This is a genomic window from Rhizobium sp. 10PS4, assembly GCF_032464805.1.
GTDB lineage: Bacteria > Pseudomonadota > Alphaproteobacteria > Rhizobiales > Rhizobiaceae > Rhizobium > Rhizobium laguerreae.
Genome location: NZ_JAWDIW010000007.1, coordinates 120,506 through 147,215, shown reverse-complemented (window position 1 = coordinate 147,215; position 26,710 = coordinate 120,506). Strand labels below are relative to the sequence as shown.

The 26,710-nt window shown below is 60.1% G+C and carries 25 protein-coding genes and 1 pseudogene; 10 read left to right on the top strand and 16 right to left on the bottom strand.

What is annotated here, in order from left to right:
* Window positions 1-2 precede the first annotated feature (2 nt).
* Entirely contained in the window at window positions 3-1,022 is a 1,020-nt protein-coding gene (locus RWJ89_RS15205; RefSeq protein WP_316031086.1) for a LacI family DNA-binding transcriptional regulator, read from the bottom strand.
* Between the two features lie 249 nt (window positions 1,023-1,271).
* Here RWJ89_RS15205 and RWJ89_RS15200 point away from each other — a divergent pair, with 249 nt between their 5' ends.
* Both RWJ89_RS15200 and RWJ89_RS15195 read left to right on the top strand, forming a co-directional pair.
* Window positions 1,272-1,922 carry an esterase/lipase family protein gene (locus RWJ89_RS15200; RefSeq protein WP_316031085.1) on the top strand — a complete coding sequence of 217 codons (651 nt, stop codon included), beginning with the start codon at window positions 1,272-1,274 and terminating at the stop codon, window positions 1,920-1,922.
* A gap of 74 nt (window positions 1,923-1,996) precedes the next feature.
* Entirely contained in the window at window positions 1,997-3,142 is a 1,146-nt protein-coding gene (locus tag RWJ89_RS15195; protein WP_131644391.1) for a right-handed parallel beta-helix repeat-containing protein, read from the top strand.
* 99 nt (window positions 3,143-3,241) lie between these two features.
* Here the strand turns inward: RWJ89_RS15195 and RWJ89_RS15190 are convergent, their stop codons facing one another.
* Genes RWJ89_RS15190 through RWJ89_RS15180 form a run of 3 tightly spaced genes read right to left on the bottom strand, consistent with a single transcriptional unit; the run spans window position 3,242 to window position 6,468 of the window.
* Window positions 3,242-4,348 (bottom strand): acyltransferase family protein, encoded by a 1,107-nt coding sequence (locus tag RWJ89_RS15190; RefSeq protein WP_168259433.1) that lies wholly within the window; start codon window positions 4,346-4,348, stop codon window positions 3,242-3,244.
* Entirely contained in the window at window positions 4,335-5,690 is a 1,356-nt protein-coding gene (locus tag RWJ89_RS15185) for an O-antigen ligase family protein (RefSeq protein WP_025393123.1), read from the bottom strand. Before RWJ89_RS15185 ends, RWJ89_RS15190 begins: the two co-directional genes overlap by 14 nt.
* A 43-nt stretch (window positions 5,691-5,733) precedes the next feature.
* Entirely contained in the window at window positions 5,734-6,468 is a 735-nt protein-coding gene (locus RWJ89_RS15180) for a GDSL-type esterase/lipase family protein (RefSeq protein ID WP_077977564.1), read from the bottom strand.
* Window positions 6,469-6,673: 205 nt separating this feature from the next.
* Here RWJ89_RS15180 and ku (RWJ89_RS15175) point away from each other — a divergent pair, with 205 nt between their 5' ends.
* Window positions 6,674-7,480, top strand: a complete 807-nt coding sequence (gene ku, locus RWJ89_RS15175) for a non-homologous end joining protein Ku (protein ID WP_168259431.1) — start codon at window positions 6,674-6,676, stop codon at window positions 7,478-7,480.
* 179 nt (window positions 7,481-7,659) lie between these two features.
* On the opposite strand, the gene ku (RWJ89_RS15170) is transcribed toward ku (RWJ89_RS15175), so the two are convergent.
* From ku (RWJ89_RS15170) to RWJ89_RS15160, 3 genes are read right to left on the bottom strand one after another with little or no spacing between them, the layout of a single operon-like run.
* On the bottom strand, window positions 7,660-8,514 hold the full coding sequence (gene ku / locus RWJ89_RS15170) for a non-homologous end joining protein Ku (protein WP_168259429.1): 855 nt from the start codon (window positions 8,512-8,514) through the stop codon (window positions 7,660-7,662).
* A gap of 18 nt (window positions 8,515-8,532) precedes the next feature.
* The gene (locus RWJ89_RS15165; protein WP_012756027.1) at window positions 8,533-8,766 is read right to left on the bottom strand and encodes a DUF2188 domain-containing protein; all 234 of its coding nucleotides are present in this window, start codon (window positions 8,764-8,766) and stop codon (window positions 8,533-8,535) included.
* A gap of 46 nt (window positions 8,767-8,812) precedes the next feature.
* Window positions 8,813-9,073 carry a hypothetical protein gene (locus RWJ89_RS15160; RefSeq protein WP_168259427.1) on the bottom strand — a complete coding sequence of 87 codons (261 nt, stop codon included), beginning with the start codon at window positions 9,071-9,073 and terminating at the stop codon, window positions 8,813-8,815.
* A gap of 143 nt (window positions 9,074-9,216) precedes the next feature.
* On the opposite strand from RWJ89_RS15160, the gene RWJ89_RS15155 reads away from it, so the two are divergent.
* The 3 genes from RWJ89_RS15155 (at window position 9,217) to RWJ89_RS15145 (ending at window position 12,302) form a co-directional block, all read left to right on the top strand.
* Entirely contained in the window at window positions 9,217-9,645 is a 429-nt protein-coding gene (locus RWJ89_RS15155) for an OsmC family protein (protein WP_077977570.1), read from the top strand.
* Window positions 9,646-9,732: 87 nt separating this feature from the next.
* A complete protein-coding gene (locus tag RWJ89_RS15150) occupies window positions 9,733-11,184 on the top strand; it encodes an FAD/NAD(P)-binding protein (protein WP_206118382.1) in 1,452 nt (483 codons plus the stop codon).
* 212 nt (window positions 11,185-11,396) lie between these two features.
* Window positions 11,397-12,302 carry a DMT family transporter gene (locus tag RWJ89_RS15145; protein ID WP_025393129.1) on the top strand — a complete coding sequence of 302 codons (906 nt, stop codon included), beginning with the start codon at window positions 11,397-11,399 and terminating at the stop codon, window positions 12,300-12,302.
* Here RWJ89_RS15145 and RWJ89_RS15140 read toward each other — a convergent pair.
* From RWJ89_RS15140 to RWJ89_RS15125, 4 genes are read right to left on the bottom strand one after another with little or no spacing between them, the layout of a single operon-like run.
* Window positions 12,268-13,950, bottom strand: a complete 1,683-nt coding sequence (locus tag RWJ89_RS15140; RefSeq protein WP_316031084.1) for a VOC family protein — start codon at window positions 13,948-13,950, stop codon at window positions 12,268-12,270. The two genes, RWJ89_RS15145 and RWJ89_RS15140, sit on opposite strands and share 35 nt — an antisense overlap.
* A gap of 21 nt (window positions 13,951-13,971) precedes the next feature.
* On the bottom strand, window positions 13,972-15,567 hold the full coding sequence (locus RWJ89_RS15135; RefSeq protein WP_316031083.1) for a response regulator: 1,596 nt from the start codon (window positions 15,565-15,567) through the stop codon (window positions 13,972-13,974).
* A 4-nt stretch (window positions 15,568-15,571) separates the two neighbouring features.
* Window positions 15,572-15,997, bottom strand: coding sequence for a response regulator (locus tag RWJ89_RS15130; protein ID WP_017958959.1), 426 nt, complete (start codon window positions 15,995-15,997; stop codon window positions 15,572-15,574).
* Window positions 15,984-18,287 (bottom strand): sensor histidine kinase, encoded by a 2,304-nt coding sequence (locus tag RWJ89_RS15125; RefSeq protein ID WP_206105899.1) that lies wholly within the window; start codon window positions 18,285-18,287, stop codon window positions 15,984-15,986. Before RWJ89_RS15125 ends, RWJ89_RS15130 begins: the two co-directional genes overlap by 14 nt.
* Before the next feature lie 28 nt (window positions 18,288-18,315).
* Between RWJ89_RS15125 and RWJ89_RS15120 the strand changes: the two genes are divergently transcribed.
* From RWJ89_RS15120 to RWJ89_RS15110, 3 genes are all read left to right on the top strand, one after another.
* On the top strand, window positions 18,316-18,693 hold the full coding sequence (locus RWJ89_RS15120) for a response regulator (RefSeq protein ID WP_316031082.1): 378 nt from the start codon (window positions 18,316-18,318) through the stop codon (window positions 18,691-18,693).
* Window positions 18,694-19,173: 480 nt separating this feature from the next.
* A complete protein-coding gene (locus RWJ89_RS15115) occupies window positions 19,174-19,878 on the top strand; it encodes a response regulator transcription factor (protein ID WP_168329795.1) in 705 nt (234 codons plus the stop codon).
* A 29-nt stretch (window positions 19,879-19,907) separates the two neighbouring features.
* Entirely contained in the window at window positions 19,908-20,345 is a 438-nt protein-coding gene (locus tag RWJ89_RS15110; RefSeq protein ID WP_222010026.1) for a response regulator, read from the top strand.
* A 2-nt stretch (window positions 20,346-20,347) separates the two neighbouring features.
* On the opposite strand, the gene RWJ89_RS15105 is transcribed toward RWJ89_RS15110, so the two are convergent.
* The 4 genes and pseudogenes from RWJ89_RS15105 to RWJ89_RS15090 all read right to left on the bottom strand — a co-directional run.
* Window positions 20,348-21,055, bottom strand: a complete 708-nt coding sequence (locus RWJ89_RS15105) for a sensor histidine kinase (RefSeq protein WP_168269036.1) — start codon at window positions 21,053-21,055, stop codon at window positions 20,348-20,350.
* Window positions 21,056-21,213: 158 nt separating this feature from the next.
* The gene (secD, locus tag RWJ89_RS15100) at window positions 21,214-23,763 is read right to left on the bottom strand and encodes a protein translocase subunit SecD (RefSeq protein WP_316031081.1); all 2,550 of its coding nucleotides are present in this window, start codon (window positions 23,761-23,763) and stop codon (window positions 21,214-21,216) included.
* 83 nt (window positions 23,764-23,846) lie between these two features.
* Window positions 23,847-24,227 carry a hypothetical protein gene (locus tag RWJ89_RS15095; RefSeq protein ID WP_221947287.1) on the bottom strand — a complete coding sequence of 127 codons (381 nt, stop codon included), beginning with the start codon at window positions 24,225-24,227 and terminating at the stop codon, window positions 23,847-23,849.
* A gap of 54 nt (window positions 24,228-24,281) precedes the next feature.
* Window positions 24,282-24,527, bottom strand: a pseudogene (locus RWJ89_RS15090) (NAD-binding protein); the annotation flags it as partial.
* Between the two features lie 72 nt (window positions 24,528-24,599).
* Between RWJ89_RS15090 and RWJ89_RS15085 the strand changes: the two are divergent.
* A complete protein-coding gene (locus tag RWJ89_RS15085) occupies window positions 24,600-24,899 on the top strand; it encodes a helix-turn-helix transcriptional regulator (RefSeq protein WP_017990271.1) in 300 nt (99 codons plus the stop codon).
* Window positions 24,900-24,980: 81 nt separating this feature from the next.
* Here the strand turns inward: RWJ89_RS15085 and RWJ89_RS15080 are convergent, their stop codons facing one another.
* Window positions 24,981-26,402 (bottom strand): ArnT family glycosyltransferase, encoded by a 1,422-nt coding sequence (locus tag RWJ89_RS15080; protein ID WP_168283526.1) that lies wholly within the window; start codon window positions 26,400-26,402, stop codon window positions 24,981-24,983.
* Between the last annotated feature and the right edge of the window lie 308 nt (window positions 26,403-26,710).

The following is a 26,710-nucleotide window of genomic DNA, read 5'->3' as shown; positions in this document are numbered from 1 at the left end:
CCTCAGTTGCGGACGAGACCGGTGGAATCGCGCTCGATCAGCGTGACCGGCACTTTTACGATCGCACCCTGTCGAGATTCGTCTCCCGTGTGGTGCTCGTCGATCAGCGCTTCCAGCAGCCGTGCTGCCTGCCGCCCGACGTCGCGGATCGGCTGTGCGACCGTTGTCAGCCGTGGAAAGACGTAGGCTGCCTCCGGCAGGTCGTCGAAGCCTACGACCGAATAGTCGCTCGGAACGGAAAATCCGCGATCCTGGATGGCATGGATTGCCGCAATCGCCGAAACGTCGGTAGTGCCGATGATCGCGGTGACCTCAGGTCGAGACGCCAGCAGCTCCCGCGCCAGCCGGTAGGTCTCTGCAAAGCTGTGCTCTTCGGCCATCGCCACGATGGCGGGCGCGATGGCGTCTTTCGCCATCTCGGCCGTGATGCCTTGCAGGCGAAGCTGGATCGGCTGGCTGTGGGCCGGCGCGCCGACGATGGCGATTGCCCGATGGCCGAGATCGATCAGATGGCGCGCCATCAGCCGTCCGCCTTCCTCGTGATCGGCCATGACAGCATCGTCGGCAATGCCGCTCAGCTCGCGGTCAATGGCGATGATCGGAATGCGAGCGTCCCGTAGCACCCCGAAATGCTCGATGCTGCCGAAGGCGCTTGCCACGATAACGCCATCGACGCGCTGGGCGAGCAGCATGGAAATATAGCGCACCTCATGGTCCATATTTTCCGCCGTGCTGCAGATCAGCGTCTGATAGCCGTGCTGGAACAATTCCTGTTCGATCGCATGGGCCAGGATGCCGAAGAAAGGCACTTCAATCGACGGCAGCATCAGTCCGATCATCCGGCTTGGTGCGCCGCGCAGCATACGGGCACCCTTGCTCGGCGTGTAGTTCAGCGTTCGGATAGCCGCCTCGACCCGCTCCCTGAGCTCCGGCGAGGCGTAACCGCTGTTGTTGAGCACGCGCGAGACCGAAGAGACTGACGTGCCTGCAAGTTTAGCGATATGTCGGATGCTGGTCGTCACGTGCACGCATTTCTTTCTCTACAGCGCCGCGCGTCCTTTTCAGACCCACAAAAGACGCTTGCATAGGAGCGATCGAACATTCATGAGACGGCTGCTGAAGTTCACCTTGATTTCATCATCCACTAGATCACTAGCGGGACGCCGCATCAAGCACGCCGCTATTCGAGAACGTCTGCCGTTCGTGACAAGCGTCACCTTGAGAGCTAGAGGATAGGCGCCTGATCGATGCAGCCCGTTGAGCGGATACTGATGAACGACACAGTCCTCCTGTTTCACGGCATTGCCCGGACGAAGAAAAGCATGGCGAAGCTCGCCGGCTTCCTGTCCGGCCACGGTTATCGGGTTGTGAATGTCGGTTACCCCTCCACCAAGTTTTCGATCAGCGACCTCATCGACATCATCCGACCTGAGATCGACGACGCTGCGAAGGAGGCAGGCGAGGGCCGGGTCCATTTCGTCGGTTATTCGATGGGCGGGCTGATCATCCGTGCTTTTCTCACGCGTTATCGCCCAGCCAATTTAGGCAGAGTGGTCATGGTCGGAACGCCGAACAACGGCAGTCAGATTGCCGATTTCCTCAAGAATTGGCCACTATACAGAAAGGTCTATGGACCGGCGGGGCAGCAGCTGATTACCGATCAAACCGCCATGACCGAGCTGTTCGGCACGGTCGATTTCGAACTTGGCATCATTGCCGGGAACCGAACCATCGACCCGGTCTCTTCGCTTATCATCGGCGTCAGGCTTCCGAACGATGGAAAGGTTTCGGTGGAGAGCACCCGTCTCGACGGCGCGGCAGCGCATATCGTCATTCCGGCAAACCACACTTTCTTGCCCGTCAACAAGATGATGTGGAGCCAGACTCTGTCGTTTTTGAAAGATGGGCGGTTTACAAGCTGAATTTCCAAATATTCAAACATCCGCCACATGCCCTCTGCTTAATTCCCCGCGGCACCGGTATCGAAGGAAATGCAATGACCGCCATCCTGCGAAAGAAAGTTCACGGCGCGTCTACACGCGGCCAAGTCATCGATGGTGCGCCCGATGTCGGCGTCGCCTATCAGGTGTTTTCCGATACGGTGATCGAAGACGTTATCGTCAAGAATTCTCCTCGAGGCTTCAAATTTCACAATGGCAAGAATCTCACCGTCAGGCGCTGTGAAACGGAGAATGTGAACGGCGACGGCATCTACCTGACGAAGACGACGCACGTGTTGCTGGAGAATAATCGCATCGGCGCAGCACCGGGCGAGGGAGCAGACTGCTGCCAGTTCGCCTATCAAAACAGCGACGACAATATCAGCTCCGATATCGTGATCCGCGGCAACCTCTTCCTGCAGTCGCCGGCGAGCGCATCGAACAAGGGCGCGCTGGTCTGCGACAAAACGCGAAATTACCTGGTCGAGTACAATTTCATCGGCGGCAAGAATTTCTCCTTTTCGTCGATCGGCGATGACGCCGTGGTGCGCAGCAACATCATGCGCGATGGCAGGATGAATGACTATTCCTTCGGCTACGGCGTCGGCGACAAGGCCGACCACGCCGGCCATCACATTTATGACAACTGGATCGAGAACACCAATCGTGGCGTCAGCCTGAGCGGCTTTTCGGATAAGGAGCTGGCATTTCGCAAAGACATCGATATCCACGACAACGTCATTAGCCAATGCGACATCGCGTTCTTCGTCAATCGTCGGTGGTCCGGCAGCTTTCGGCGCAACATATTTCTGCGGTGCGAACAGGACATCGTTCTCAAGGGAAACGGCAAAACGACTGCGGGTGATATCGATGGCAACTATCGCAACGATGGCAGCTTTCTGAATGTCACTCCGCCGCCGCTTCGCTTCAAGCCCGATGGTAACGCGTCCGTTGCCTCCGGCGAATGGACATCCGAGCCCGACGAAATCCGCATCCAGTGGCGGAACAAGGGGATCGATATCCCAGGCGCCAACCGGCCCTCGATCGCGGTCGAGCCCGGCATGGAATTGTCATGCGTCCTGCTGGCCCGCAAGGCGCAGAACTGGATGCTGGCGATCGCCGAGACTGCCTATGACGATTTCACGCCGCGCGCATGGCAGGAACACATGCTGCCTTGGCGCAAGCGCTATCTCTCGATTTAATCGGCGTATCGCTTGGCTGCACGACGATTAGAGCGCCGTGCGTCCTTTCGGACGCACAAAAGGCGCTCTAACTCTTTCAATCCTCGCATCGCGCCAAAATCAGGATCGACGCCAGCGAAGCCTCATGGCCTTTCCTGCGCTGAGCGCTTTGCGAACCGGTTCATCGTAGAGGCGGGTGACGACAATGGCCAATACGACGATCAGCGGAAGAACGATGGCAAAGATCGCCCAGGCCGGCGGTTGTCCCAGGCCAGCGGCTTTCCAGGCTCCCAACAGCAATCCCAGCAGCGGAACATGAATTGCATAGAGCGCGTAGGACGCCTCTCCCGCAATAAGAAGGGGCTGCCGCAGCACGCCATCGAAGTTGGCTGTGTAAAGGACAAGCACGGCGAGAGGAAATAAAGCAGTGATGACAATCAGGTCCTTTATGCCAACCAGGGCGGCTGGCGCCTGGAAGACGAGGAGAGCAGTCGCGACGACGATTGTTGTCACTGCGGCGGCTTTTCCGATGCCTGAAGGGGAAAGCCTCTGACGGTAGCGGTACATCAGGATACCGAGGCTGAAAGAAAAGAGAACGCGGGGAAATCCGGAGAGCAAAGCGCCGTCGAGCGGGATCAGGTCGGCGCTTCCATGGGCCAGCGTTTGCGCCGCCAGCCAAACCCATGACGCAAGCAGGATGACAGCGAGCACACCGTTGGACAGCAATCTCGCCGCATAGCCGTAGGCGAGGTTGATCACGATCTCCAGGAATAGAGACCATGACGGACCGTTGAAAGGGAACAGGTTCGGCGCCTTTAGCGATGTTCCCCCGATCGCCGGCAGGAAGAACATCGACGCAATCAACGAGGTGGCAAACAGCATGGGATCCATTTGCTGATTTCTGCTGAGCGACATGCCTGCATATGCGAGGACGCCGAGCAGCAAACCGAGCAGATAGAGGGGATACAGGCGGATGAGACGCTTGATGGCGAAATCATTGGCAGAGAGTGAAGACTCTTGAATGAGTTTCCTCTCATAGGCGTGGCCGATCACGAAGCCGCTGAGACAAAAAAACAGATCGACGGCGAGATAGGCAGCAGGTGCTGCATCAAATCCGACAAAACCTTCAGTGTGATGCACTGCCACACAAATAGCCGCCAAGCCACGAATCCCATCGAGGCCAACCAGTCTACGATTATTTGAAGTCATCTTTTTAGCCTGATGCATGTTGCGCGCCTGCCTGGTTCGGCTTGCGGAAGCGGGACAGGAACTCCGGGCCAAGGCTCGAAAGTGCGATCACGGTATGGGGCCATAAGATGAAGGGGGCGAGCATCATTCCGGCTTCGGTAAATGCGCCGATCAGGATCAGGAGGATAATGACAACCTCCTTTCTCTTGGTGATGGCGAGCGCTCGATTGAGAGGCGACGAGGTCATCTTCGCCACGAGCCGCACCACGACGAACGACGTCCAGATGATGGTTGCGGGTATGCCCATGTTCAGCGCAAGTTCGATATAGGTGTTGTGGGTGGATTGAGCGTCCCACGTAAGGCGAACATATTGCTCCATGATATCTGGCTGTCGGAACAAGGCAAATCCCCAGCCTGTAAGCGGCCGCTCGTAGATCAGCGGCAGCAGCTGTTCCCAGACATTCGTACGTCCGCTGAGCGTAAGGTCTTTCCCGAATGACTCGGCAATCGCCTGTGCCACACCCATCAACGCGACGGAGACCACGAAGCCCAGCAGAGCGAATGCAAGAAGAACGACGAAGGATCTGAATATGCGGCCTGGAAAGCGCTGAATCCAGCTCATTCCGTAGTATACAGCTATTCCAATTGAAAGCAGGATGATCGCCGTTGATGATTTCGCCAGCACGATGAGCACGAGGTAGAGCAGCATTGCCGCCCATCGCAGGAGATCATAATAGCGCAGACGCCACATCGGCAGGGCTGGAAGCAGCAAGATGAAGTTTATTGCCGAAAACTGGCCGAGCATGTTTTTGTGGTAGAACGCCCCTTTCACCATCCCGGCATAGCTGCCTCTCATCACCGCAAACCGGGGAAAGGCTGCCGTGTAAAGAATATTGATGAAAGCCGTCGCGATGGCAAATTTCGCCAGGCTTTCAAATGTGTCAACGGCTCCGTAACGGGCTCTGTAAAGAAGGGGTCCAGCTGTCAGCAATGCGACGGCCACGAGAGCTCGGATCGAGGCTGTAACGCTGACGGAAAAAGCGATCGAGAGAAAGACGCATAAGCAGACTATGCCGAGCAGCGGCGAGGCGCTGCGGAGCAATTCAACGACTCGCCTGGGCTCCAGCAAACAGTAGAGGCCAATGAGTGGAACGAGCGACATCAGCAACAGTCGCATTGGCATGGGATCTTTGCCGACACCCTCCTGGAAGTCGGCGGGCAGCCCGTACCACATGCCGGTCGCTCTCCAGAGGGAAATATAAAATATTGCCGAGAGGAGGATCCGAACGAGGGTTTCACGCCGAATACGATATTGCGCGCGAGCTCTGGGTCTATGTCTTTGCAGGCCAATCGGTTGGTAGCTGTCAAATGAGGTGCTCATGACATTCCGCCTTACGTTTTGGTAACCACCTGAGCGGCAAAAATCAAAGCTGTAGACCCGCTGCGGCGAGGAAGCTCGTGATCAGCTTGTATGCCCCTTCATTGAAATGAAGATGGTCAGGCTTGTAGTTGGAACAATCCTTATCGCTTGGCTTACCGCACCGCAACATATCATCGTTCATTTGAACGAAGGTGACACCCGGCATTTCAGCCAATGACGATGCGACAAGTTGGTTGGCCGGAATTCTGACATCCTCGTAGAAGGCATAGCGCTTGCCCCGAGGCGGTATGGATAACGCGTAAATATGGGCGCCCGGCCAAAGAGCGCGAACCTTGCTGACAACAGCCACGACACCAGCTGCCACTGCGCATGGCGCGGTTTTCGCACCCAGGTTGTTCGTGCCGATAAGTACGACGACGTCCGCGGGATGGAAATCCGGAAGGTCTAAACCCTCGAGACGGTACAATGCATTTTGCGTGGTGTCGCCGGCGACCGCGAGGTTCATCACCGGGCGGGTGGGAAAGCTGTCCTTGATCCAGGGCTGCCAGAGTTCGACGAGCGAATCGCCGACAAGAGCCAGATTGTATCGGGCCGATCTGGCGCGATAGCTGGGAAGAGCGCGATTAAGTCGCTTGCTTGCCTGCTTTTGCTGGGCCGAGGCATTCGTAGCTTTTGTCGGGTCAGGGCATTCCTGTGCGAAGGACGGGCCAGCATTGCCGACGATGAGAAAGAAATTGCATGCGAGGACGATGAGGAGGTTGGCGAAAAGTCGCAACATTCAGATTACCGATATCCTGACGTCTTGGGGCTTTCATTATTGAAGAGGAAAATGGCGGTGGCAAGGAAAGAGTGGCTCTGGTCCCTCCGCCTGCAATGCGCGGTCCCACGGCAACCGATACATGAATGGAATGCACCTGCCGGAACCAAAGGCCGAACCCGCCGTTGATTGCCATGCCCAACCGTGTCCGGGAGACAGGACAGACATGGCACGTCAGACATTCTGGAAAGGTTATCTCAAGCTATCGCTCGTCACCGCCGCCGTCTCGCTGACGCCGGCGACGACCGAAAGCAACAAGGTCCGTTTCCACGTCCTCAATCGCCAGACCAAGAACCGCGTCGAAAGCCACTATGTCGACAGCATCACCCACAAGCCGGTGCCCGAGCGGGACCAGGTAAAGGGCTATCCGCGCGGCGAGGACGACTATGTGCTTCTCGAGGACGAGGAGATCGAGCAGGTCGGGCTCGAAAGCACCCGCACCATCGAGATCGACAGTTTCGTGCCGCGCGGCTCGATCGATTGGATCTGGTACGACAAACCGCATTTTCTGGCGCCCGAGGACAAGGTGGGGGTGGAAGCCTTCTGCGTCATCCGCGAGGCGATGAAGGCAAATGACGTCGTCGGCATCGCCCGCCTTGTCCTTTATCGTCGCGAGCGTGCGGTGCTGCTGGAACCGCTGGGCAAAGGCATCGTTCTCTGGACCCTGCGCTATGGGGACGAGGTGCGTGATCCCGTGGCCGAACTCGACATCAAAACTGAAATCGACAGCAAGCTGCTGACGCTGATGACGCAACTGGTGAAGGAAGAGACGAAGAATTGGAGCCCGGCCATGGTGCAGGATCCGATCCAGAAACGCCTGAAGTCGATGATCCGCGGCAAGCAGAAGAGCCTGAAGAAGGCGGCGCCCGCGCAAAAACCTGCACCGGTGAAATCGACCGGCAACGTCATCAATATCATGGATGCGCTGAAAAAGAGCTTGGCGGCCGAAGGCGGCGAGAAGCCGCGCCAATGAAAAAGTGGCCAGCGATTTTGGGAAACGACATACATAAATCAAAGACTTAAAGCGCATCGCGGGAATCCACTTTGACGCGCTTCAGGTCCAGCCGGCTTCGCCGGCGCGATTAACCGACGCATTCGCGCGAGGTCGGGTGCGTCTGAGATTGCCCATCGCCCGCCGGGGGCGAGGCCATCTCAGCTTGCCTTCTTGCTGCGGCTGTCGCTGCGCGCCGGTGCCTTCTTCTTCGCCAGGGCCTTCCTTGCTGGGGCGTTGCCGCTCATCTTGGCGCTCTGGCGCAGGGCTTCCATCAGGTCGACGACCTTGCGTTCCTGGGCCGGTTTCTTCTTCGGTGGCGCCCGGCCCTCGATCTTCGCCTTCACCAGCTCGACGAGGGCAGCCTCGTAGCGATCTTCGTATTCGCTCGGTTCGAAGCTGCCTTGCTTGGTGCCGATAATATGGCCCGCAAGCGCGATCATCTCCTTGTCGAACTTGATGTCGGGAATGTCCTTGAAAACCGTATCGGCCGAGCGCACCTCGTAGTCGAAATTCAGCATGGTCGCGACGATGTAGTCGTCATGCGGACGGATCAGCAGCGTCCGGTTGCGCCGGAAAAGCACGGTTTGGGCCAGAGCCGCGACCTTGCCGTCGCGCATGCCCCTGGCGATCAGCGACAGCGCCTCCTCGTCATGTTCGTCGACGGGCGCGAGATAGTAAGGGCGGTCGAAATAAAGCTTGTCGATATCGTCATAGGCGATGAAAGCCTTGATATTGAGGATCTTGTCGCTTTCCGGCATGATTTCGGCAATCTCGTCACCCTCGATGACGATGTAGTCGCCATTCTCCATCTGGTAGCCCTTGACCTGGTCGCCCCGCTCGACCGGTTTGCCGGTCTCGCTGTCGACGAATTGCCGTTCCACCCGGTGGCCGGTCCTGCGGTTGATAATGTTGAAGGAGACGCGGTCGGAGGAGGAAACGGCGGTGTAGAGCCCGACGGCACAGGCAAGGTCGCCCACCTTCAGATGACCCTTCCAGCTTGCCCGAGCGGCCATTCCATCCTCCGTCGCAGATCAGAGCCGGCTGCCGCTCTTGTCGGTTTCGAGTTCCTGAAATGCCCAGCCGCGGCCGTCGGGCGCGGGATAGGCCAGCAGCGCATCGCCATCGCCGATCTTCTGGCGCGATGCGGCGTCTTTGGCATGGATGATCGCTTCATCCGCTGTCGCATAGGTTTCCGAAAGTGTGTCGCCGAGCTTATAGGCCCAGCCATTGTCATGCGGCACGACCTGATAGGTGATATCGGCCATTTCGGATCTCCTCTTCTCACTCAAATAGGGTGCATGATGTCGTCGGCTAGTTCCGATTTGCTTTGCGCCGTTCGTCGAGCGCAATGATCTTCTCCAGCGACGCGATATCCTCGCTGGTGACGACGGGAACCGGATCGGCAGCGATGGCTTCCAGCACCTCCTGTGAGACGGCGCCGTTGCGGATCGCCCATTCCAGCGTTTCGCGGGTTTCCCGCTCGGCCTTCAGCTGCGCATAGAGCGCAACGATCAGCCGATCGCGAGCATCCATCCGCCGGCCTTGGTTACCCGTGCTGCGGATGTCAGGCATCGCAATCCACCTTTGTCACTGATTTCGTTCAGGTGTATTCAACTGATGACGGATGGAAAGGTTCCGAAACCCATGGGCGGCGTTTGCCATTGCCGCGCCGGGTGAAATCACCATCTGCAAGAGGTTCGCAAGAGGATTTCAACATGGCCGATCTCAAGGCTCGTCCCCGCCCGACTGGTGCCACCGCCGTTCTCGGCCGTACCGGTTTTCCGCACGTCACCTCCGCCACCAAGGGCGAGATCGATATCGTCACCGCGCCGTCGCAGCCGGGTTTCAATCCGCTCGATCTGCTCTATTCCTCGCTCTCGGCCTGTCTGGTGCTCAGCGCCCGCATCGCCGCCAGCCAGATGGGCGTTCTCGACAAGATCAGCGAGATCACTGCAGAGGTCACCGGCGAGAAGGCGACGGAAGGCCTTTCGCGCGTTGCCAAGTTCAACGTCGTTTTTTCGATCGAGGGCGATATCGACGAAGAAACCCGACAGAAAATCGCCCATGCCGCCGAAGACGAGATCTGCACGGTCAGCAACACCATCCGCGGCAATCCCGAGTTCTCGACGACGATATCGGGGTGAGGCTAAATCTACATAATAATTATAGACAATCGAGAGCGGAGGATTGCGTGAGTACTGCCCCGCTTCTATGCTCGGGCATCGAAAGCAATGATCCCGGCCACCATGCAGCCCAAGCCTCTCCCGACGTCTGAACAGCCCGTCGTTGCCATCATCGGCGGCGGTGTCTCCGGCGCTGGCGTCGCCTATCATCTCGCCAGAGCCGACTGCGGCGAGCGCCCTGCCATCGTGGTCTTCGAGCCGCGCGCCGAGCTTGGCCGCGGCCTTGCCTATGACACGGCCGATCCGGCCCACCGCATCAATGTTCCAGCCGCCAAGATGAGCCTGCAGCCCGACGACCCGGGCGAATTCCTGGCCTGGATCGAAGCTCGCGACGCCGTCGCCGGCGACCCTGAGGCCTCGCAGCCAGATGGCTCGCTCTTCCCCCGGCGCCGGCTGTTCGGCGATTATGTCGCCTCGCTGCTGAAGCCGCTGCTGGAAGACGGTAGCGTGTGTCATTGCCGCGCTGCGGTGACGGCTGTCGAACGCCGTGCCGGCCGCTGGTCGATCCTCGACGACAGAGGCGGCGTGACGGAGGCCGATATCGTCGCGATCGCCACCAGCCATCCGCCGCCGGCAGCCCCCGGCCGGCTTGCGACCCGGCTTGCCGCCCATCCCCGTTTCGTCGCCGATACCACCAAGCCGGGCGCGCTCGACGTGATCCGCCCGCAGGACCGGGTGTTGGTCATCGGCAACGGCCTGACGGCCGCCGATGTCATTGCCTCGCTTGCTGAGCGCGGGCATGATGGTCCGGTGACCGCGATCTCGCGCCGCGGTCTGCGGTCTCGCGGCCATCCGTCGGTACCGCAGGAGCTCTTCGGCGATTTCGTCTCCAGTGCAGCCCATTCCGCCGTGTCGCTGCTGAGAGGGATCCGCGCCGCCATAGGTGCGGCGAAAGAAGAGGGCATAAGCTGGCATGGGGTGATCGATCAGGTGAGGGCGCAGGGATACGATCTCTGGCAGGCGCTACCGGTTGCCGAACGACGCCGTCTCGTTCGCCATCTGCGTCCCTATTGGGATGTGCATCGTTTCCGGATCGCCCCGCAGGTCGAGGCCGCGCTCGACGCAGCTGTTGCTGCGGGCCGTCTCGATATACTGGCCGGCTCCGTCGCCGATGCGCGCATCGAGGGCGAGCTCATTCTTTGCACTCTGCAGCCGCGTCATCAGCGCCAGCCGTTAGAGCGAAGCTATGACGCCGCCGTTGTCACCACCGGGCCGGCGCATGGCGGCATTCTCGAAACCCAGCCCTGGCTCGCCGCACTCGCGGCAAGCGGCCACCTGTCGCTCGACCCGACCGGCCTCGGCCTTGCCTGCACCGAACGTTCGGAGGCGATCGGCCCGTCAGGAAAAGCAGATCCCTCGCTGCTGATCTCCGGTCCGCTGGCGCGCGGCACCTTTGGTGAGCTGATGGGACTGCCGCAGGTGACCGAGCATGCGTTCTTCATCGCCGGCGAGATCGCCGAAAAGCTGCGGATCAGCGCGACGAATAGGCATCCTGCCTGATTTTCCACCGATATGTCGCTCTTCGGCTGTCCCCGGTGATCGACTTCTGATAGTCCCTTGGCCATCACTGCATAATTCCTTAAATCGAAATCGATTTAAGGATAAAATTATTCAGCAATTTAAAGTGTTACAGCGTCCTTTGCGCGTCTGAAAAGACGCGCGGCGCTGTATCCCGTCGGCCCGGCATTCGGGCGACCAGAAATATCGAGATCATGTCGCAGGCCGCTCCCACCCTTTCCGAAGCCTCGCCTTCCAATCGTTTCGCCCTTGCGGCGCTCCTTCTCGGCGGGGCGGCGATCGGCGGCTCGCCGATCTTCGTCAGGCTGTCCGAAGTCGGTCCGATGGCGACGGCCTTCTGGCGCGTAGCGCTGGCGCTGATCCCGATCGTCATCGTCTCGCTCTTGAAGAAGGAAAGGGGGCCGAAGCCGCAAAGCCTTTCCGACTATGGCATGCTGGTTCTCCCAGGCGTGATGTTGGCGCTCGACCTCGCCGCCTGGCACCTTTCGCTCACCATGACGTCGGTCGCCAATGCGACGCTACTTGCCAACCTCGCACCGGTTTTCGTCACGCTGATCGCCTTCGTCTTTTTCAGCGCGAGGATCAGCCGCGTCTTCGCGCTCGGGCTTGTCCTGGCACTGTCAGGCGTCGTCATTCTGAAGGGCGGACCGGCAGCCATCGGCAATGGCGACCTTCGCGGTGACGGCATCGCGATGATCGCCGCCTTCTTCTATGCCTGCTACATCCTGGCGATCGGCAGGTTGCGCAGCCGCTTCGATACGATCCGCATCATGCTGTGGAGCACGGCCTGCGCTGCCGTCTGCATCTTTCCGATCGGCCTGATCTACGAGGGGCATATGCTGCCCGCGAGCGTCTATGGCTGGTCGATTGTCTTCGGCCTCGCCTTTATCAGCCATGCCGGCGGACAGGTGGCGATCACCTATGCGCTCGCCTATCTGCCGGCGGCCTTTTCATCGCTGACGCTGCTGCTGCAGCCGGTCGTTGCGGCAATCCTTGCCTGGGCGCTGCTCAACGAGGCGATCGGAACAATGCAGGCGCTCGGCGGCGCCGTCGTTCTTGCCGGCATCATGGTTGCCCGGACGTCTCGCGCGCCGGCTTAACCGCTTGCTGCTCCAGCGGCTGTGGATCATCACCCATCCTCTGCAGCAGCCACTTCTGGATGATCGGTACATCGGCATCGCCGAGGTCATGACCACCGGGGATGACGTCGGAATCGACGGTGGCACCCGAACTTTTCAGCCTCTCTTCCAAGTCGCTCGCATATTTGCCGTAAGCATCCGTCTTGCCGCTGATGACGAGCAGGTCGGTGCCCTTGAGATCGGCATGCGGATAGTCGCTGAGAACCGGCATGGAGCGTAGCAGTACCGCCTTGTGAACAAGGTTCGGGTGCAGGTAGAGCAGAGAGTTCAAGAGGTTGGCGCCGTTGGAATAGCCGACATAGACCACCTTCTTGGGATCGAGGCCGTAGGATTTGACAGCGCCTTCGATGAAGGCCGCGAAGGCTTCGGCCTCAGTCTTGATGTCGTTCTGATCGAAGGAGAAGGGTGTAATGCGCTTGTACCAGCGCGGAAAACCCTCTTCCGTCGCGCGCCCTCGCACGCCCATCAGGGTTGCTCGAGGCGCCGCCTTGTTCAGGAGCGGCATTAGCGTCGTCTCATTGCCGCCCGAGCCGTGGAGGAGCACGAAGACACTGCCGTCGGGATTCGGCGGCGTATAGAAGCGATGGACGAACGGCAGTTCGCGGTAGTTGATGCGGGGCTGGCCGGGCATCGAAAACTGCGGCAGAATCACCTTCAGGTCGTCGAGATTGGTGATTGTTTCCGGCGGCGGGAAGAGCTTAGTGCCGAGGGATGCATGCTCTTCGTCAACAGTCATGCCGGGCTTGTCGGTTGCAAGCTCCACCAACGTGCCGCCAGGCTCGCGGGCATAGAGCGAGCGGAAATATTTGCGGTCATGCATGTTGGTCGGCGATGCCTCGGTCGTCTCCAGAGCCTTGGATACCGAACGTAGCGCGTCTTCATCAGGGGCCCGGAAGGCGACGTGATCGACCGTGCCGGTGCCTGGCGCACCGGACCAGAAGCCGCGTGCATCGCGCACGTCGATGACGTCGCCCGATTCCGAAACCAGCCTGTCGATCGTGCCGCGGTTGGTCTGGAAGCGGTAGCCGAAATGGCTCTCGAGGAAGTTGCGGCTTTCGGCGGGTTTTTCCGTCAGCATGGTGGCGCCGCGCACGCGCTGGATCGTATGCTCGGCCGGGATCGAGGCACCGTCCCAGGCGGACGGCGATGTCAGGTTCTTTGCGCCTGCGAGCTTGAGGATGATGTTGTCAGGGTCTTTCAGCCGCAGGACGGGCTCGCCGAATTCGTCGGCCGGTCCCTCGGATCTCAGACCGAAGCTCATGGCCCGCGTCAGCCAGTAGCCAATGCTGGCGGGGTCGATCGCCAACGAAATTTCGCTGATCTGGCCATAGCCGGCCCGGCCGGGCGCGCCATCTTCCCAAGCGAGGAAGGTGAGGAGGGATCCCGGCGTTCCCGCCGCATCGCCGTAGAAGAGATGAAGTTGCGTCGCGTCCTCGTAACCGGCCGTCTGTTTGACGAGCCGCATGCCGAGAAACCCGGCGTAGAAGTCCACGTTCGCCTGCACCTTCCGGGTGATGGCCGTAACGTGATGTATGCCTGATACCATCGAGAGCAGTCCTGATTGAAGCGGCGTCGTCAGGAGCGCGAGTATGAGAGCTGCGAAGGTCATACCGTTGCCAATGACCATCGCTTAATTTTGTTCCGCACAAAGCGCAAGCGAATCGCCGCGCTGCAACAACTCCAAATGTTCGACATCTTCGAGCGCCTCTTCCAATTGCTGCAGGGTCGGCGGCTTGACCATATAGGCGCGCGCGCCGAGATTTTTGGCCCGGCGCATGTCGGTCTCGTCGCTCGATGTGCTGAGGATGCAGACGGGAATTCGCCTGAGGCGGGCATCGACGGAAAGCGCATGCAGCACCTCGAAGCCGTCCATGATCGGCATGTTGATGTCGAGCAGCATCAGGTCGATCTGCGGCACATCGGCGATGCTGGCGCGTTCGTCGAGCAGGCGCATCGCCTCGCGTCCGTTGGTGGCGACATGCAGGTTGAAATTGACCTTGTCCCGCCGCATCAGCTTGATCTTCAGAAGCTGGATGTCGGCCGGGCTGTCTTCGACCAGCAGCACTTCGGCGAGCCTGCCCGAACACTCGCCTGGCTGCTCCGCGGGCCTTGTGCTGTGCGGCACGGCCGATGCGGCTGATGGCACGGGCCTCGCCTCGGCGAGCGGCACTTCGAGACTGAAGGTGGCGCCGGGTCCATTTTCCGCCTCGCACCAGATCGAGCCGCCATGCATCTGCGCGATGCGGCGGCAGATGGCAAGGCCGAGCCCGGTGCCTTCGATGCCACGCCCGACGAGACGCTTGAACGGCTGGAAGATCAGTTCGCGGTGCTCGGGGTCGATGCCGGGCCCGTTGTCACGCACGGTGAGGCGACAGGTATCGCCCTGCGCTTCGCCTGTGATGCTGATCTCCGGAACCTTCTGCTCGCAATAGCGGATGGCATTCGACACCAGGTTCTGCAGGAGCTGGGTCAACAGCGTCGCATCGCCCATGACCTCCGGCAGCGCCCCGCGGATGATGACGGCGCCGCGGCTTTCGGTCTGCTGGCGCAGATTGTCCTCCACCTGGTCGAGCACATTAGAGAGCGAGACCGGCTTGAGCTCCAGCCCGCCGGAGGCCTCGAGCTTGGTGAAGCCCGAGACTTTGACGATCAGATCTTCCATATGGTCGGCGGCGCTGAGCACGTAATCGAGCAATTCCCGGTCTTCGGCCGGAAGCGCTGCAGAACCGTGCAGGATGCGGCTGAAGGATTTGATCGTCCGGAGCGGCTCCTTCAAATCATGAGCCATGGCGCGGGTGAAGATCTCAAGCGATTGCCGCTTCTGCTCCAGCTTCGCTTCCAGCATGCCGTGCATGATGGCGTTCTGAATGCAGCGATGCAGTGTCTCGGGCGAAAGCGCATCCTTCGTCAGATAGTCGCGTGCCCCGCTCTTCATCACCTCGACGGCCACGGTTTCGTTGCCCTGGCCGGTCAGCATGATGACGTTGGCGGCGGGATCATCCTCCAGGATATCGGCAAGAACGCCGAGCCCGTCGCGCCCCGGCAGCGAATAGTCGAGCAGGATGCAGTCCGGCCGTTTCCGGCCGTTCAACGCACGACCCTCTTCGCCCGTTTCCGCCTCCACGACGGTATAGGCAGTGCTGGAAACGCGGCCCAATATGCGGCGATAGACCTCGAGATCGTCGATGTTGTCGTCGATGATGAGAATGGAGCAGTGTTCCGCCAATCTGTCAGTCCTCGAGTGGCAGGATCGCGATTTCGAACCAGTATTCCTTCAGCCGCTGGATCGCGGCGAAGAGCCCGTCGAGATCCACCGGCTTCTGCACATAGGTATTGGCGCCGAGTGCATAGCAGCCTTCGATGTCACGTTCGTCGTCGGAGGTCGTGAGGATCACCACCGGGATCTTGCGCAAGCCGGCGTTCGACTTGATCGCCTCCAGCGTCTTGCGGCCGTCAAGGCCCGGCATGTTGAGGTCGAGCAGGATCAGCCCCGGTTTCGGCACCATCTCGGCGAGCATGTCGAGCGCTTCCTGACCGGAGGCTGCCCAGCGGATCGAGTTGCGCAGGTTGGTGCGCTTGAAGGCGCGCATCGTCGCTTCGAAATCGTCTTCGCTGTCCTCGACGATCAGGATCGGTTGCGTATCACGCTGCTGCATTCTGCCCCTCGCGCTTTTTTCCCAGAGTGAAGTAGAATGTCGTGCCGGTGCCGACCTCGGATTCCAGCCAGATATCGCCATTGTGCCGCCCGATGATCTTGCGAACGAAGGTGAGGCCTGCTCCGGTCCCGTCGTCGGAATCCTGGGACTTTTCCAGCCGTTTGAAAATGCGGAAAATATCCTCGTGGAATTCCTGCGGAATGCCCTTGCCGTTATCCTTAACGAAAAACACGTTGCGGGCAACCGTGCCGTCCTTGCCGACGAACCGGTCAAGATAGCCGATCGAGACGAGTGGCGCCGGTTTGTCGTTGTATTTGATCGCATTGGTGATGAGATTGCGGAACACTTCGGTCAGCCGTGGCGCGTCGCAAACCACCTCCGGCAGCCGGCCGTCGATGATGACCTTGGCGTGCCGTTCCTCCAGCAGCAACTCCATCGTCGCGACGACATCCTTGACGATCAGGCCGATATCGGTGCGTTTGACCGCCAGCTGCTGGCGTCCGAGCCGGGAGAAATAGAGAAGCTCGTTGACGAGCTTTTCCATGCGCTGGCTGAGACGCACGAGCCGGTTCAGCCGGCGCACGCCGTCCGCATCGAGCTTGTCTTCATAATCCTCCAACAGGAAGCGGGAGTGGTTGTGCAGGCCGCGCAGCGGTTCCTTGAGATCATGCGAGGCGATATAGGCGAATTCATCGAGGTCGTGGTTGCTGCGCTCGAGCTCGGCCGTATAGGCCTCCAGCTGGGAAAGCGTCGTTTTCATCCGTTCTTCCTGCCGGACGCGCTCGCTGATGTCGCGCACGATACCGACGAAGGTTTTCGTATGGCCGGTGACGACGGCGCTGATGGAAACATCGATCGGAAAGACGATGCCGTTCTTGCGTCGTCCGGAGACCGTGCGCGTCGTGCCGATGATGCGCTCCTCGCCGGTCTGCCGGTAATGGGCGAGATAGCCGTCGTGCTCGGAATGGTAGGGTTCGGGCATCAGCATCTTGATGTTCCGGCCGATCGTTTCCTGCGGGGCGTAGCCGAACATGCTTTCAGCCGCCGGATTGAAATTCTTGATCGTTCCACGCTCGTCGATGACGACGACGGCATCAGGCGTGCCGCGCACCAGCGCGCCGAAGCGGACGCGCTCGGTCTCGAGGTTATAGTTGTTGCGCATGAAATAGAAGACGAGGAGCGCGATCAGCCAAAGCGTCGCAGCCGTAATGGTGCGGTTGGCGATCTCCTGCCAGAAACCGGCCTCGTCGTGCTTGACGGCGAAGAAGCCGAGCATCAGGAGCACGGTACAGGCAAAGGCGAAGAAAAGCGGCGCATTTCTGTTGCCGAACCAGAGCGCCGTCAGCACCAGCGGTACATAGAGAATGCCGTTGGCGACACCCAGCGGTGTATAGAGATCGACGAGAAGGCCGGTGAAGCAGACCGCAGCCGGGATCCAGAGTGGGATCTGCGCCCGGTTTGCCGGCTGCATCCACCAGGAGCGGGCGAGAAGCCCGGAGCCGAAGATCACCATGCCGACCGCCGTATGCAGCGCCATCGCCGCATAGGGCCCCCAGCGGTAGCCCTGTTCGGCATCGGTGACATAGCCGGCCAGTGCGATCATGCCGAGCGTGATAACGACATAGCTCGTCAATTCCTGCACCACCTGGCTTCTCGACCTCTCCACCTGGAGCGAGAGCAGCAGCGAGAGATTGGCGATCAGGAAGACCAGCGCCGTGTTCGGCCCCATGCCGCCGCCGATCTCGGCGATGAAATCCGGCGAAACCAGGAAGCGCGAGATCAACACGTCGACATTATGAAAAGTCCGCCCGATCATGACGATTTCCACGAGCCGGGCGGCGGCGATCGCCGCCGCAAGCCCTGCCGTGATCGCCGCCGTTGCTCGAAAACGGCGCGCGGCGAGTGTCGAAGCGGCAAGCCCCACGCCGGAAAGCACGAAGCAGAGCGCGGTATTGAAGGCCATCGACGGAAAGCCGGGAACCAGCGAAATGACAATCTCGACCTGCAGCAGCCAGCCGGTAAGCGCCGTCACGCCGAGAAGAAACATCAGGCAGCCGACGGCAATCGCAAAGGCTCGGTAGTGCCGCCTTGGCTGGTCCTGCAGGTCCACGTTGCCCTGATCCTGCACCCGTGTGTCCTCCTTCGGTTTGCGCGGCCATCTTTTCCGAAATCGAGGAATACTCAATAGGCAAGGCAGGGCGGCGCCGTGCTTTTTGCGAAGTGATCTGCGATGAGGTATATCGAATAGTGGAACCGCGGTATCGTGATGTCGAAGGACAGCGAGGTTCATTCGAACAATATCCAAATCACGGTGCTGGATGACCACCCTATTTTATGTCGACGACAGCAAGGATGACCTCTTCTATGTCGACTATATGAGCAAAAAGCAGCAGATAGACGTCGATCTATTCTGTTTTTCGACCGCCGAAATGGCACTGGAGGCACTGGAGACGCGCGCGGCGGAAGGCAACACCTCGCCTGATCTGCTGGTCGCCGATCTCTACATGCCGCTCGATAGCGGCATCGGCCTGATCACTCGGTTGCGCCTGGATGATCGTTTCAAGGCGATGCGGCTTGCTATCTGCAGCGGATCGGATGCTGCCGAGGACCGCGCGCGCTCACTCGATGCCGGCGCCGATTTCTATCTGGAAAAGCCACTTGACCTTGCCACGGTCATTCTCAATCTTGACATGTAGAAAACGGCGAAAGCCGCATGCCCTATTCCTCCTCACTCGTCCCAACCATTTGACAAACCGCAATTGACAAGGGCGAGGACGCATCACAAGATGCAACCGAAGCGAAGAATATAGAACGCAAAATAAGCGCTGAGAGAACCGATCAACCCGCGTTCGCCGCCACGAACATCAGCCAACCCCTTAGCTGAATAGGTCTATCGGCTCTCTCGCGCTTACGTCTGGCACTGCCTTCTCGCATTCATGGATGTTGAATGCAGGAAGAATACGATACCCAGGTAAGAGCTACTGCCCCTCAGTAAAATCTGCCCGTGCATCACCTGTCGTTTGAGATAATTGATGATTTCCGCCTTACATATCGAAAGTCCCCGTTTTCGATATCTCTCATCAACCGTCTCGCAATTTTTGTAGCTCTTCGCGTTTAAGACGTATATCCCAAGATTTCGGGATTGGAGGCATGGGGGGAGGAGAGGAAGAGTGGGAATGAACAATGCCCCGGCAATTCCCTTTCATGCCGGACCGGAACTAAGCCGGGCGATCAACCGCACCGATTTTTTCCGTCTGCTGAAATCGGCGGCGCAGCATTACAACTTCGACAATTTCGCGCTGGCCCGCATTTCCGAGGCTTCGGCCCCTTTCGGTGAACGTGATATCGTCATCACCAATGTTGCCGAGCGGCGTGTCGGCCTTTTCATCACCACGTTGAAGGAAGCGCTGGGCACCGTCCGGGCGAAGACCGCCCAGTTCCTGGCAACGCCGGTCCATGGCCGGAACGCACAGCCGGCAGATTATCCGTCCGATCTTGTTTTCAACGAGTTCCTGAGCGGCGTCTTTCTCTTCATCCCGCTTTTCACGCCGGAAGGGCGGCGATATTGCCTCGTCCTCAGCGGCGAGCGCCAGGAGCCGGATCAGAGTGAGATCGCCGACATGCTTCTCGACGCCATGCGTATTTTCGACAAGCTCTACGAGGAAATCCTGACGCCGGAAATGTCCGGACGGCTGACCCAGCGCGAATCGGAAATCGTCAAATGGACGAGCGAAGGCAAGACATCGGCGGAAATCGCGATCATTCTCGGTCTTTCCGAACATACGGTCAATTCGCACATCACCGCGGCCGCGCGCAAACTTGACGCTGTGAACCGCGTTCATATGGTGGCGATCGCCTTGAGGAATGGTTTGGTTTCGTGAAGTTGGTTTCGGATTGGGGAAATGAGACGATGATCACCGAAACGAGCCGAAGGAATGTCGTAAAGGTCCTCTTTGTCGACGACGAATTCATTGAATTCCGCGCGCTCAAGAAGAAGATCGCCGATCTCTCCGAGCCGGCCGTCGAGGTTGAATATTCGCAATCGATCGGTGACGCGCTGGAAAAGATCCGCGCGGCGCGCTTCGATCTCATCCTGCTCGACAATCGCCTTTTGCCCAATGCCGATTTCCGCGACACGGTGCCGGAGCTGCGCGGCATCGGTTATACTGGTCCCATTGGCGTCGTCTCGACCGATATATCGGGCGGCTATTTCCAGGAATTCCCGGATTACGGCGTCGATTTCCGCATCGGCAAGGACGAAATCGATGCCCAGACGCTGCAGCACATCATCCGCGAATATGTGACCTATGACGTCCCGGATTTCTGGAAGGACGATTACAGCATCTGATCTCAGGCAATCGGAAGGCGGATGATGAAGCGACTGCCGCTTTCATCCGAATGTTCGAGGCTGATATCGCCGCCGAGCGCCGTCAGAAACTCCCGCGCCGTGGTCAATCCGAGACCGGCGCCCTGGACCGTTCCCGGCTTCGGCAATTTCCAGAAAGGCTCGAATATCCGCTCCCGGTAGGCGGGATCGATGCCCGCCCCATTGTCGGAAATCCGGAAGAACCAGTCCGTTCCCTCGCGCTCCGCGGCAATGGCCACATGCGGCGCCGCTTCGCTGCGATAAATGAGGGCATTCGTCAGCAAGTGCCGCAGCACCAGGCCGAAGAGGGCAGGGTCGGTCCGGATGGAGGGCAGGCCGTTGCTTTCGAGCGTCGCCTCGCCGACCGCCGTCTCGTCGGTCAGTTCGCCCCAGACATTTTCGGCGAGCGCCTGCAGATCGACCTCTTCAGGCGTCACCTGGGGTGTGCCACCGGCAAGGCTCATCAATGCCTTGGTGAGGCGCTGCGCCGTCTGCGCCTTTTCCATGATCATCCGCAGGCTCTGAAGCTGTTCGCCGTCGAGCGTTTCCTCGAGATCGTCGAGCAGTAGCTCGGCATACATGGCGATATGGCGGAGCGGCGATTGCAGGTCGTGCGAAGCGGTCGCGAGAAAACGCTTGATGCGCTCCTCGCTGTCTCCGGCAAAAGTGGGTTTCGTCGGGTAAGATGACATCTGACGGTTTCCCCGATCTTTCTACAGCGCGGCGCATCTTTTCGGGCGCGCGAAGGACGCTGTAACTCCTTGAAATGGCAAATAATGCAGTAGCCGACAATAGAAAGAGGGCGCCGGCTCTGCAACCGGCGCCCTATTAAGGATGTGTTAACGGGATTTTAGCTCGCGGATTTGCGCGGGCGACCCTGTTCCGGCGGAATGATCTCGACTGCCTCATCTGTTGCCGGTGCCGCCTTGGCATGGCGGCGGCGCCAGTCGCCGAGGAAGAGCAGGATGGGTGCCGCGATGAAGATCGACGAGGCGCCGGCCACCAGAATGCCGAAGACCATCGGGATCGCGAAGCTCGAGACCGCGCTGCCGCCCCAGATCGCCATCGGCACCAGCGCGAGGAAGGCCGTCGCATTGGTGTAAAGGCTTCGCGCCAGGGTCTCGTTGATCGACTTGTCGATGATCTCGCGCAGCGGCATCGACTTATAGAGCCGCATGTTTTCGCGCATGCGGTCATAGACGACGACCTTGTCGTTCACCGAATAGCCGACAAGCGTCAGGATGGCGGCGATCGCTGTTAGGTTGAAGTCGAGGCCGGTGATCGCGAAGAAGCCGATCGCCTTGGTGACGTCGAGCACCAGCGTGACGATGGCGCCGACGGCAAACGGCCATTCGAACCGCACCCAGATGTAGATGAGCATCGCAAAGCTTGCGATCACCACCGACAGGATACCGGCCCAGGCAAGCTCGCCGCTGACCTTCGGACCGATGACGTCGGTGCCTTCGACGGTGGCGGTTGGATCGATCTTGGTGACTTCGGCCTTCAGCTTGGTCACCGCCGCGGTCTGCGCTTCTTCGCCGCCTTCCTGTCGCTGGGCGCGAACGAGAATGCTATTGTTGTCGCCGAAGGACTGCAGCGTGATTTCGCCGAGGCCGAGACTATCAAGACCTTCGCGGAACTTCGCAAGATCGGCCGTGCCCTGGGTCTTGACGGCCATCTGGATGCCGCCGCGGAAATCGACGCCGTAGTTGAGACCGGGATGAATGAAGAGCACGACGGAGGCAATCGACAGCAGCGCCGAGACGGTGACGCCGAAGAAGCGGGCCTTCATGAACTCGATGTGCTTGTCATAGGGGCTGAACGGGATTAGCGGCCGGATATTCAGCACTTTGAGTTTCTGGCGGCGGGTGATCTCGATCATCGCGACACGCACGAAGGCGACCGAGGTGAACATCGAGATGATCAGGCCGAGCGCCATGGTCACGGCAAAGCCGCGAACCGGCCCGGAGCCGAACCAGAACAGGATGGCCGCGGCGATCAGCGCCGTCATGTTGCCGTCGATGATGGTCGAATAGGCGCGGCGGAAGCCGGTATCGATGGCGGCGAAGGCGCTCTTGCCCTTGCGCGTTTCCTCGCGGATGCGCTCGTTGATGAGAACGTTGGCGTCGACCGCAAGGCCGATGCCAAGAACGACACCGGCAATGCCCGGCAGCGTCAGTGTCGCACCAACCAGCGTCAGCGCCGAGAAGGTCAGGATCGTGTGGATCAACAGCGCGATATTCGCCAGGAAACCCCAGGTTCCGTAGAGCACGAAGATGAAGAGCGCGACGAGAGCAAAGCCGACGATGCCGGAATAAATGCCCATCTTGATGGCGTCGGCGCCAAGATCGGCTCCGACGGTGCGCTCTTCGATAACTGTCAGCTTGGCGGGCAGGGCGCCGGCGCGCAGCATGGCGGCCAGCGTCGTGGCGCTGTCGGCCGAGAAACTACCGGAGATCTGGCCCGAGCCGCCGGTGATCGGCTCGCGGATGACGGGCGCGCTCAGCACCTTGTTGTCGAGGACGATGGCGAAGGGATTGCCGACGTTCTGGCGGGTGATCTCGGCAAAGCGGGTGGCGCCGGCGCTGTCGAAGCGGAAGCTGACAATCGGCTCACGCGTATTCGGATCGAAGCTGACGCGGGCATCCGAAAGGCGGTCGCCGGAGATTTCGACGCGGTCGAGAATCGGATAGGACCTGCCCTCATCATCGTTCAGCATGGTCACACCGGGTCCGGGCGCATTGTTCGGCGACAGCATGTGGAACGACATCTTGGCGGTGGAGCCGAGAAGTTCGCGCAGGCGCGACGGATCCTGCGCGCCCGGAAGCTGGACGAGCACGCGGTTGGCGCCGATGCGCTGAATGGTCGGCTCGGAAACGCCGACCTGGTCGACACGCTGGCGGATGACTTCAAGGCTCTGCTGGACGGCGTTGTCGACATTGGCGGAGATGCCGGCCCGCGAGAAGCCGACGGTAATGGTCGCTCCGTTCGCCGTGACATCAAGATCCGCCTGGCCGGCGCTGAGGCCGGTGCTGATCGGGTTGGCAAGCGTCTTGAGTTCGGTGACGGCAGCATCGCTCTGCGCGGCATCGGCAAGCGTCACGACGATCTGGTTCTGGCTGCGGACCACGGCTTTCGGCTGGATGCCCTTCTCGCGCAGCACGCGGCGCGCGTCCTGAAGCAGCGATTGCAGCCGCTCCTTGGTAAGGTCGGCTTCGTCGACTTCCAGAACGAGGTGCGAACCGCCGCGAAGGTCGAGGCCGAGCGACACTTGCTCATGCGGCAGCCATGCCGGCACGCGCTGGAGGACGGATTGCGGCAGGACGTTCGGCAGGGCGATCAATAGGCCGAGTAGGATGATCACCGTATAGGTGAGCACCAGCCATGGTGAAGTACGCATGTTGTATTCCTTGATATCGAGGGCCGGCGCTCGGGCGCTGGCGGCATGTCGTCAATGGTCGGAAGCGCCGATCGGCGCAAGCGTCAGGCAGCAACCGGCGGTGCGCGCGGTTGATGGGTCCTGGAGACTGCGGCATGAAGCAAAGCTTCGAGTGCCGGAAAAGGCGCGGCCATGGTCCAGCCGGAAAAATCGGCAGCCGGGGCGGCGGCCAGGGCAAGCGGTCCGGCGTCATGCGCCGCCTGCTTCGGCGCAAGCTTGCGTTCAGTGGCAAGCAACCCGCGCACGGCATCGCGCGCAGTCAGCTGCGGCGGATGCGAATCCCGATCGGAAGAGGAAAGCGTATTGGCGGCGGCGACCGGCGAGATCACCAGATTGCCGCCGAAAAGCAGGCCGAGATAGGCAAGGACGGCGACGAGGAGGGAAGCCGCGATACGGCCCGTCAGACGGCGCTGGTCCAGCTCCATCTTCTCCGTCCCGGCGATGTCACTCCCGTATCGGCTCAAAAGCGCGCCAATCTCTCATTCTCTTTCCGGCGGAGGGTCATCCGTCGGCATAATTGTATCAGGCCCATGCCCGTCTTCATAGGGCACACTCTCATGATGCACTTGGGCGAGCCGGTCAACCATGCCAAGCGCGATTTCACGCTCGCCCATGATGACTGCGTCGGCGCCATATTGCTTCAGCTCATCGACCTCCGCGTCGGAATGGGCGCGGGCGACGATGAGGATCGATGGATTGACGCTGCGTGCCTGCTCGGCGATGCGGCCACGATTGTCGAAATCAAGGGCGTATCGTGTGGCATCCGTGTCTCCCGATCTGGAAATCCCGTTCGCAATATGACATATATGGTCTATATCGACCAATATGGGCAACTTGAAATCATGGGTCAAGGCGCAAGGGAAACAATTCTCACTCCCGCTCTCTGCCGCGCGGCGCGCGGCCTGCTCGACTGGACCCAGACCGACCTTGCCGAAAGGGCCGCCGTTTCGCGCAGCACCATCCGTGATTACGAGGGCCGGCACCACGACATCCATCGCGCGACGGAGGCGCAACTGCGCCTCGCCTTCGAGGAAGGCGGCGTCAAATTCGTGGAGATCGAAGGGGCGGGCACCGGCCTCTGCCTGCCCACTGCATAAAATCATGCAGCCATTCAAAGTGTTACTGCGTCGCACCTCTGAAAAGAGGTTTGGCGCTGTTGTCGGGCAGGCTGAACACGCTCAGGGTGCCAGGCAGGCGGCAGAGACCTTGTAGATGGAAAGCGTCTTGCCCTTGTAATTGCCCTCCGTCGGCTGCCAGTTCTTCAGCACTTCCGGCGTCTCGGTGGCGCAGGTGAGGCCCCCGTCCGTCAGGAACAGCACCTTGCCGGTGATGCCGGCGGGCAGAGCGAATTCCTGCTCGTAATAGCTTTCCGGCAGGCCGGCGGGCGCCCGCGCATAGATCCTGTAGGATGCATCGCGGAGCGTATAGAAAAGATCGGCGACCATATCGCGATTGTCGGTGACGATGATATCGGTGCCGGCTTGAGCTGCGAGTGCGGCGGCCTCGCGGCTGACCTCGGCGCGGCCGAGATAGCGCTTCATCAGCGCGTCGCCGTTCGGCAGCAGCAACTGATGCGGAAAGATCGTCGCCAGCGGAAAGAGCAGGCTGGCAATGCCGTTGATGGTCAGCGACAGCCTGAGCCCCTTCGGCCACATCCGATAAAGCAGCCAGACGGCAAGGATGGTGCCTGCGACATAGGCGGTCACCGCCCAGTTCGCGTAAGCCTTGGCGACCGTTGCCTGCAGCGTGATGAGCAGCACCACCGGCATCGACAGCCAGACCAGCATCTTTTCCCGGTCATCGCTCCTGCCCTTGGCCATTCGGTAGACCGCCCAGAGCATTGCGAAGAAGATGATCGGTCCGACGACGCCGAACTGGGCGGCGAAGAATTCAAGCCCGGGACGGAGATTGATGCCGAGCTCGCTCCAGTGGGCGATATCCTGGGTATGCCGCACCGTGGTGTTGTCGTGCTGCAGGTTCCACCAGAGATTCGGCAGAGCGACGACCGCCGCGACCGCGACCGCGATGATGAAATCGCGAATGGCGATGCGCGCCGCCGGAATGAGGAGGAGGGCAATCGCGCCGCCCGGAACGACGAACAGCACGGCATATTTTGTCAGAAAGGCGAGGCCGACGCCAAGGCCCATGACCAGCGCCAGCCCGACCGAGCGCCGCTGCGTCAAGCCGAAATAGGCAAGCAAGGCGATCGCGATGAAGAACAGCAGGATCACGTCGGTCGAGAAGAACACCGAAGAAAGCGCCACACCCGGGAGCGTGATGTAGGTGGCGCCCGTCCAGCCTTCGATCTCCGGCCCGACGAAACGTTTTGCCGTCTTCATCAGCACCAGTGCTGCTGCCATGTGGATCAGCGGTCCGAGCAGCCTGATCCAATAGATGGCGTTGGAGCCGGAAAGCTCGGTCATCGCCCGGATCACCCAGGCAATCATTGGCGGCTTGGAATAATAGCCGAGATCGAGATTCTGCGACCAGAACCAGTACTGCGCCTCATCGACGAAAAGGTCCGTCGCATCGAAATTGAGCGTGACGACGCGCCAGAGCGTGAAGCCAAGAACGATGAGGAGACCAGATCTGGGGGACATGAACCGATAGTTCCGCTGACATGAAAGGCGCGAGTGCGATACACCAAAGGTGCCGGACTGCCAACGGGGAAGGGTGGGTCTAAAGCATGTCGCGCAAAAGTGTGCAGCGGTTTTGTGATAACGACTTGCGCAAAACAAAGAGCTAAAGCGCGGAGCGTATCTGAAAGATCGCGACGCGCTTTAGAACACTCGAAGGGCGCGGATATCGCGGTTTGCGGCGAGGGAATCGAGGCGGGCGACGGCTGCAAGCAGCGTCATTGCAATCAAGCAGGCACCCAATCCGAGAACAATCATTGCTCTGTCCTTGT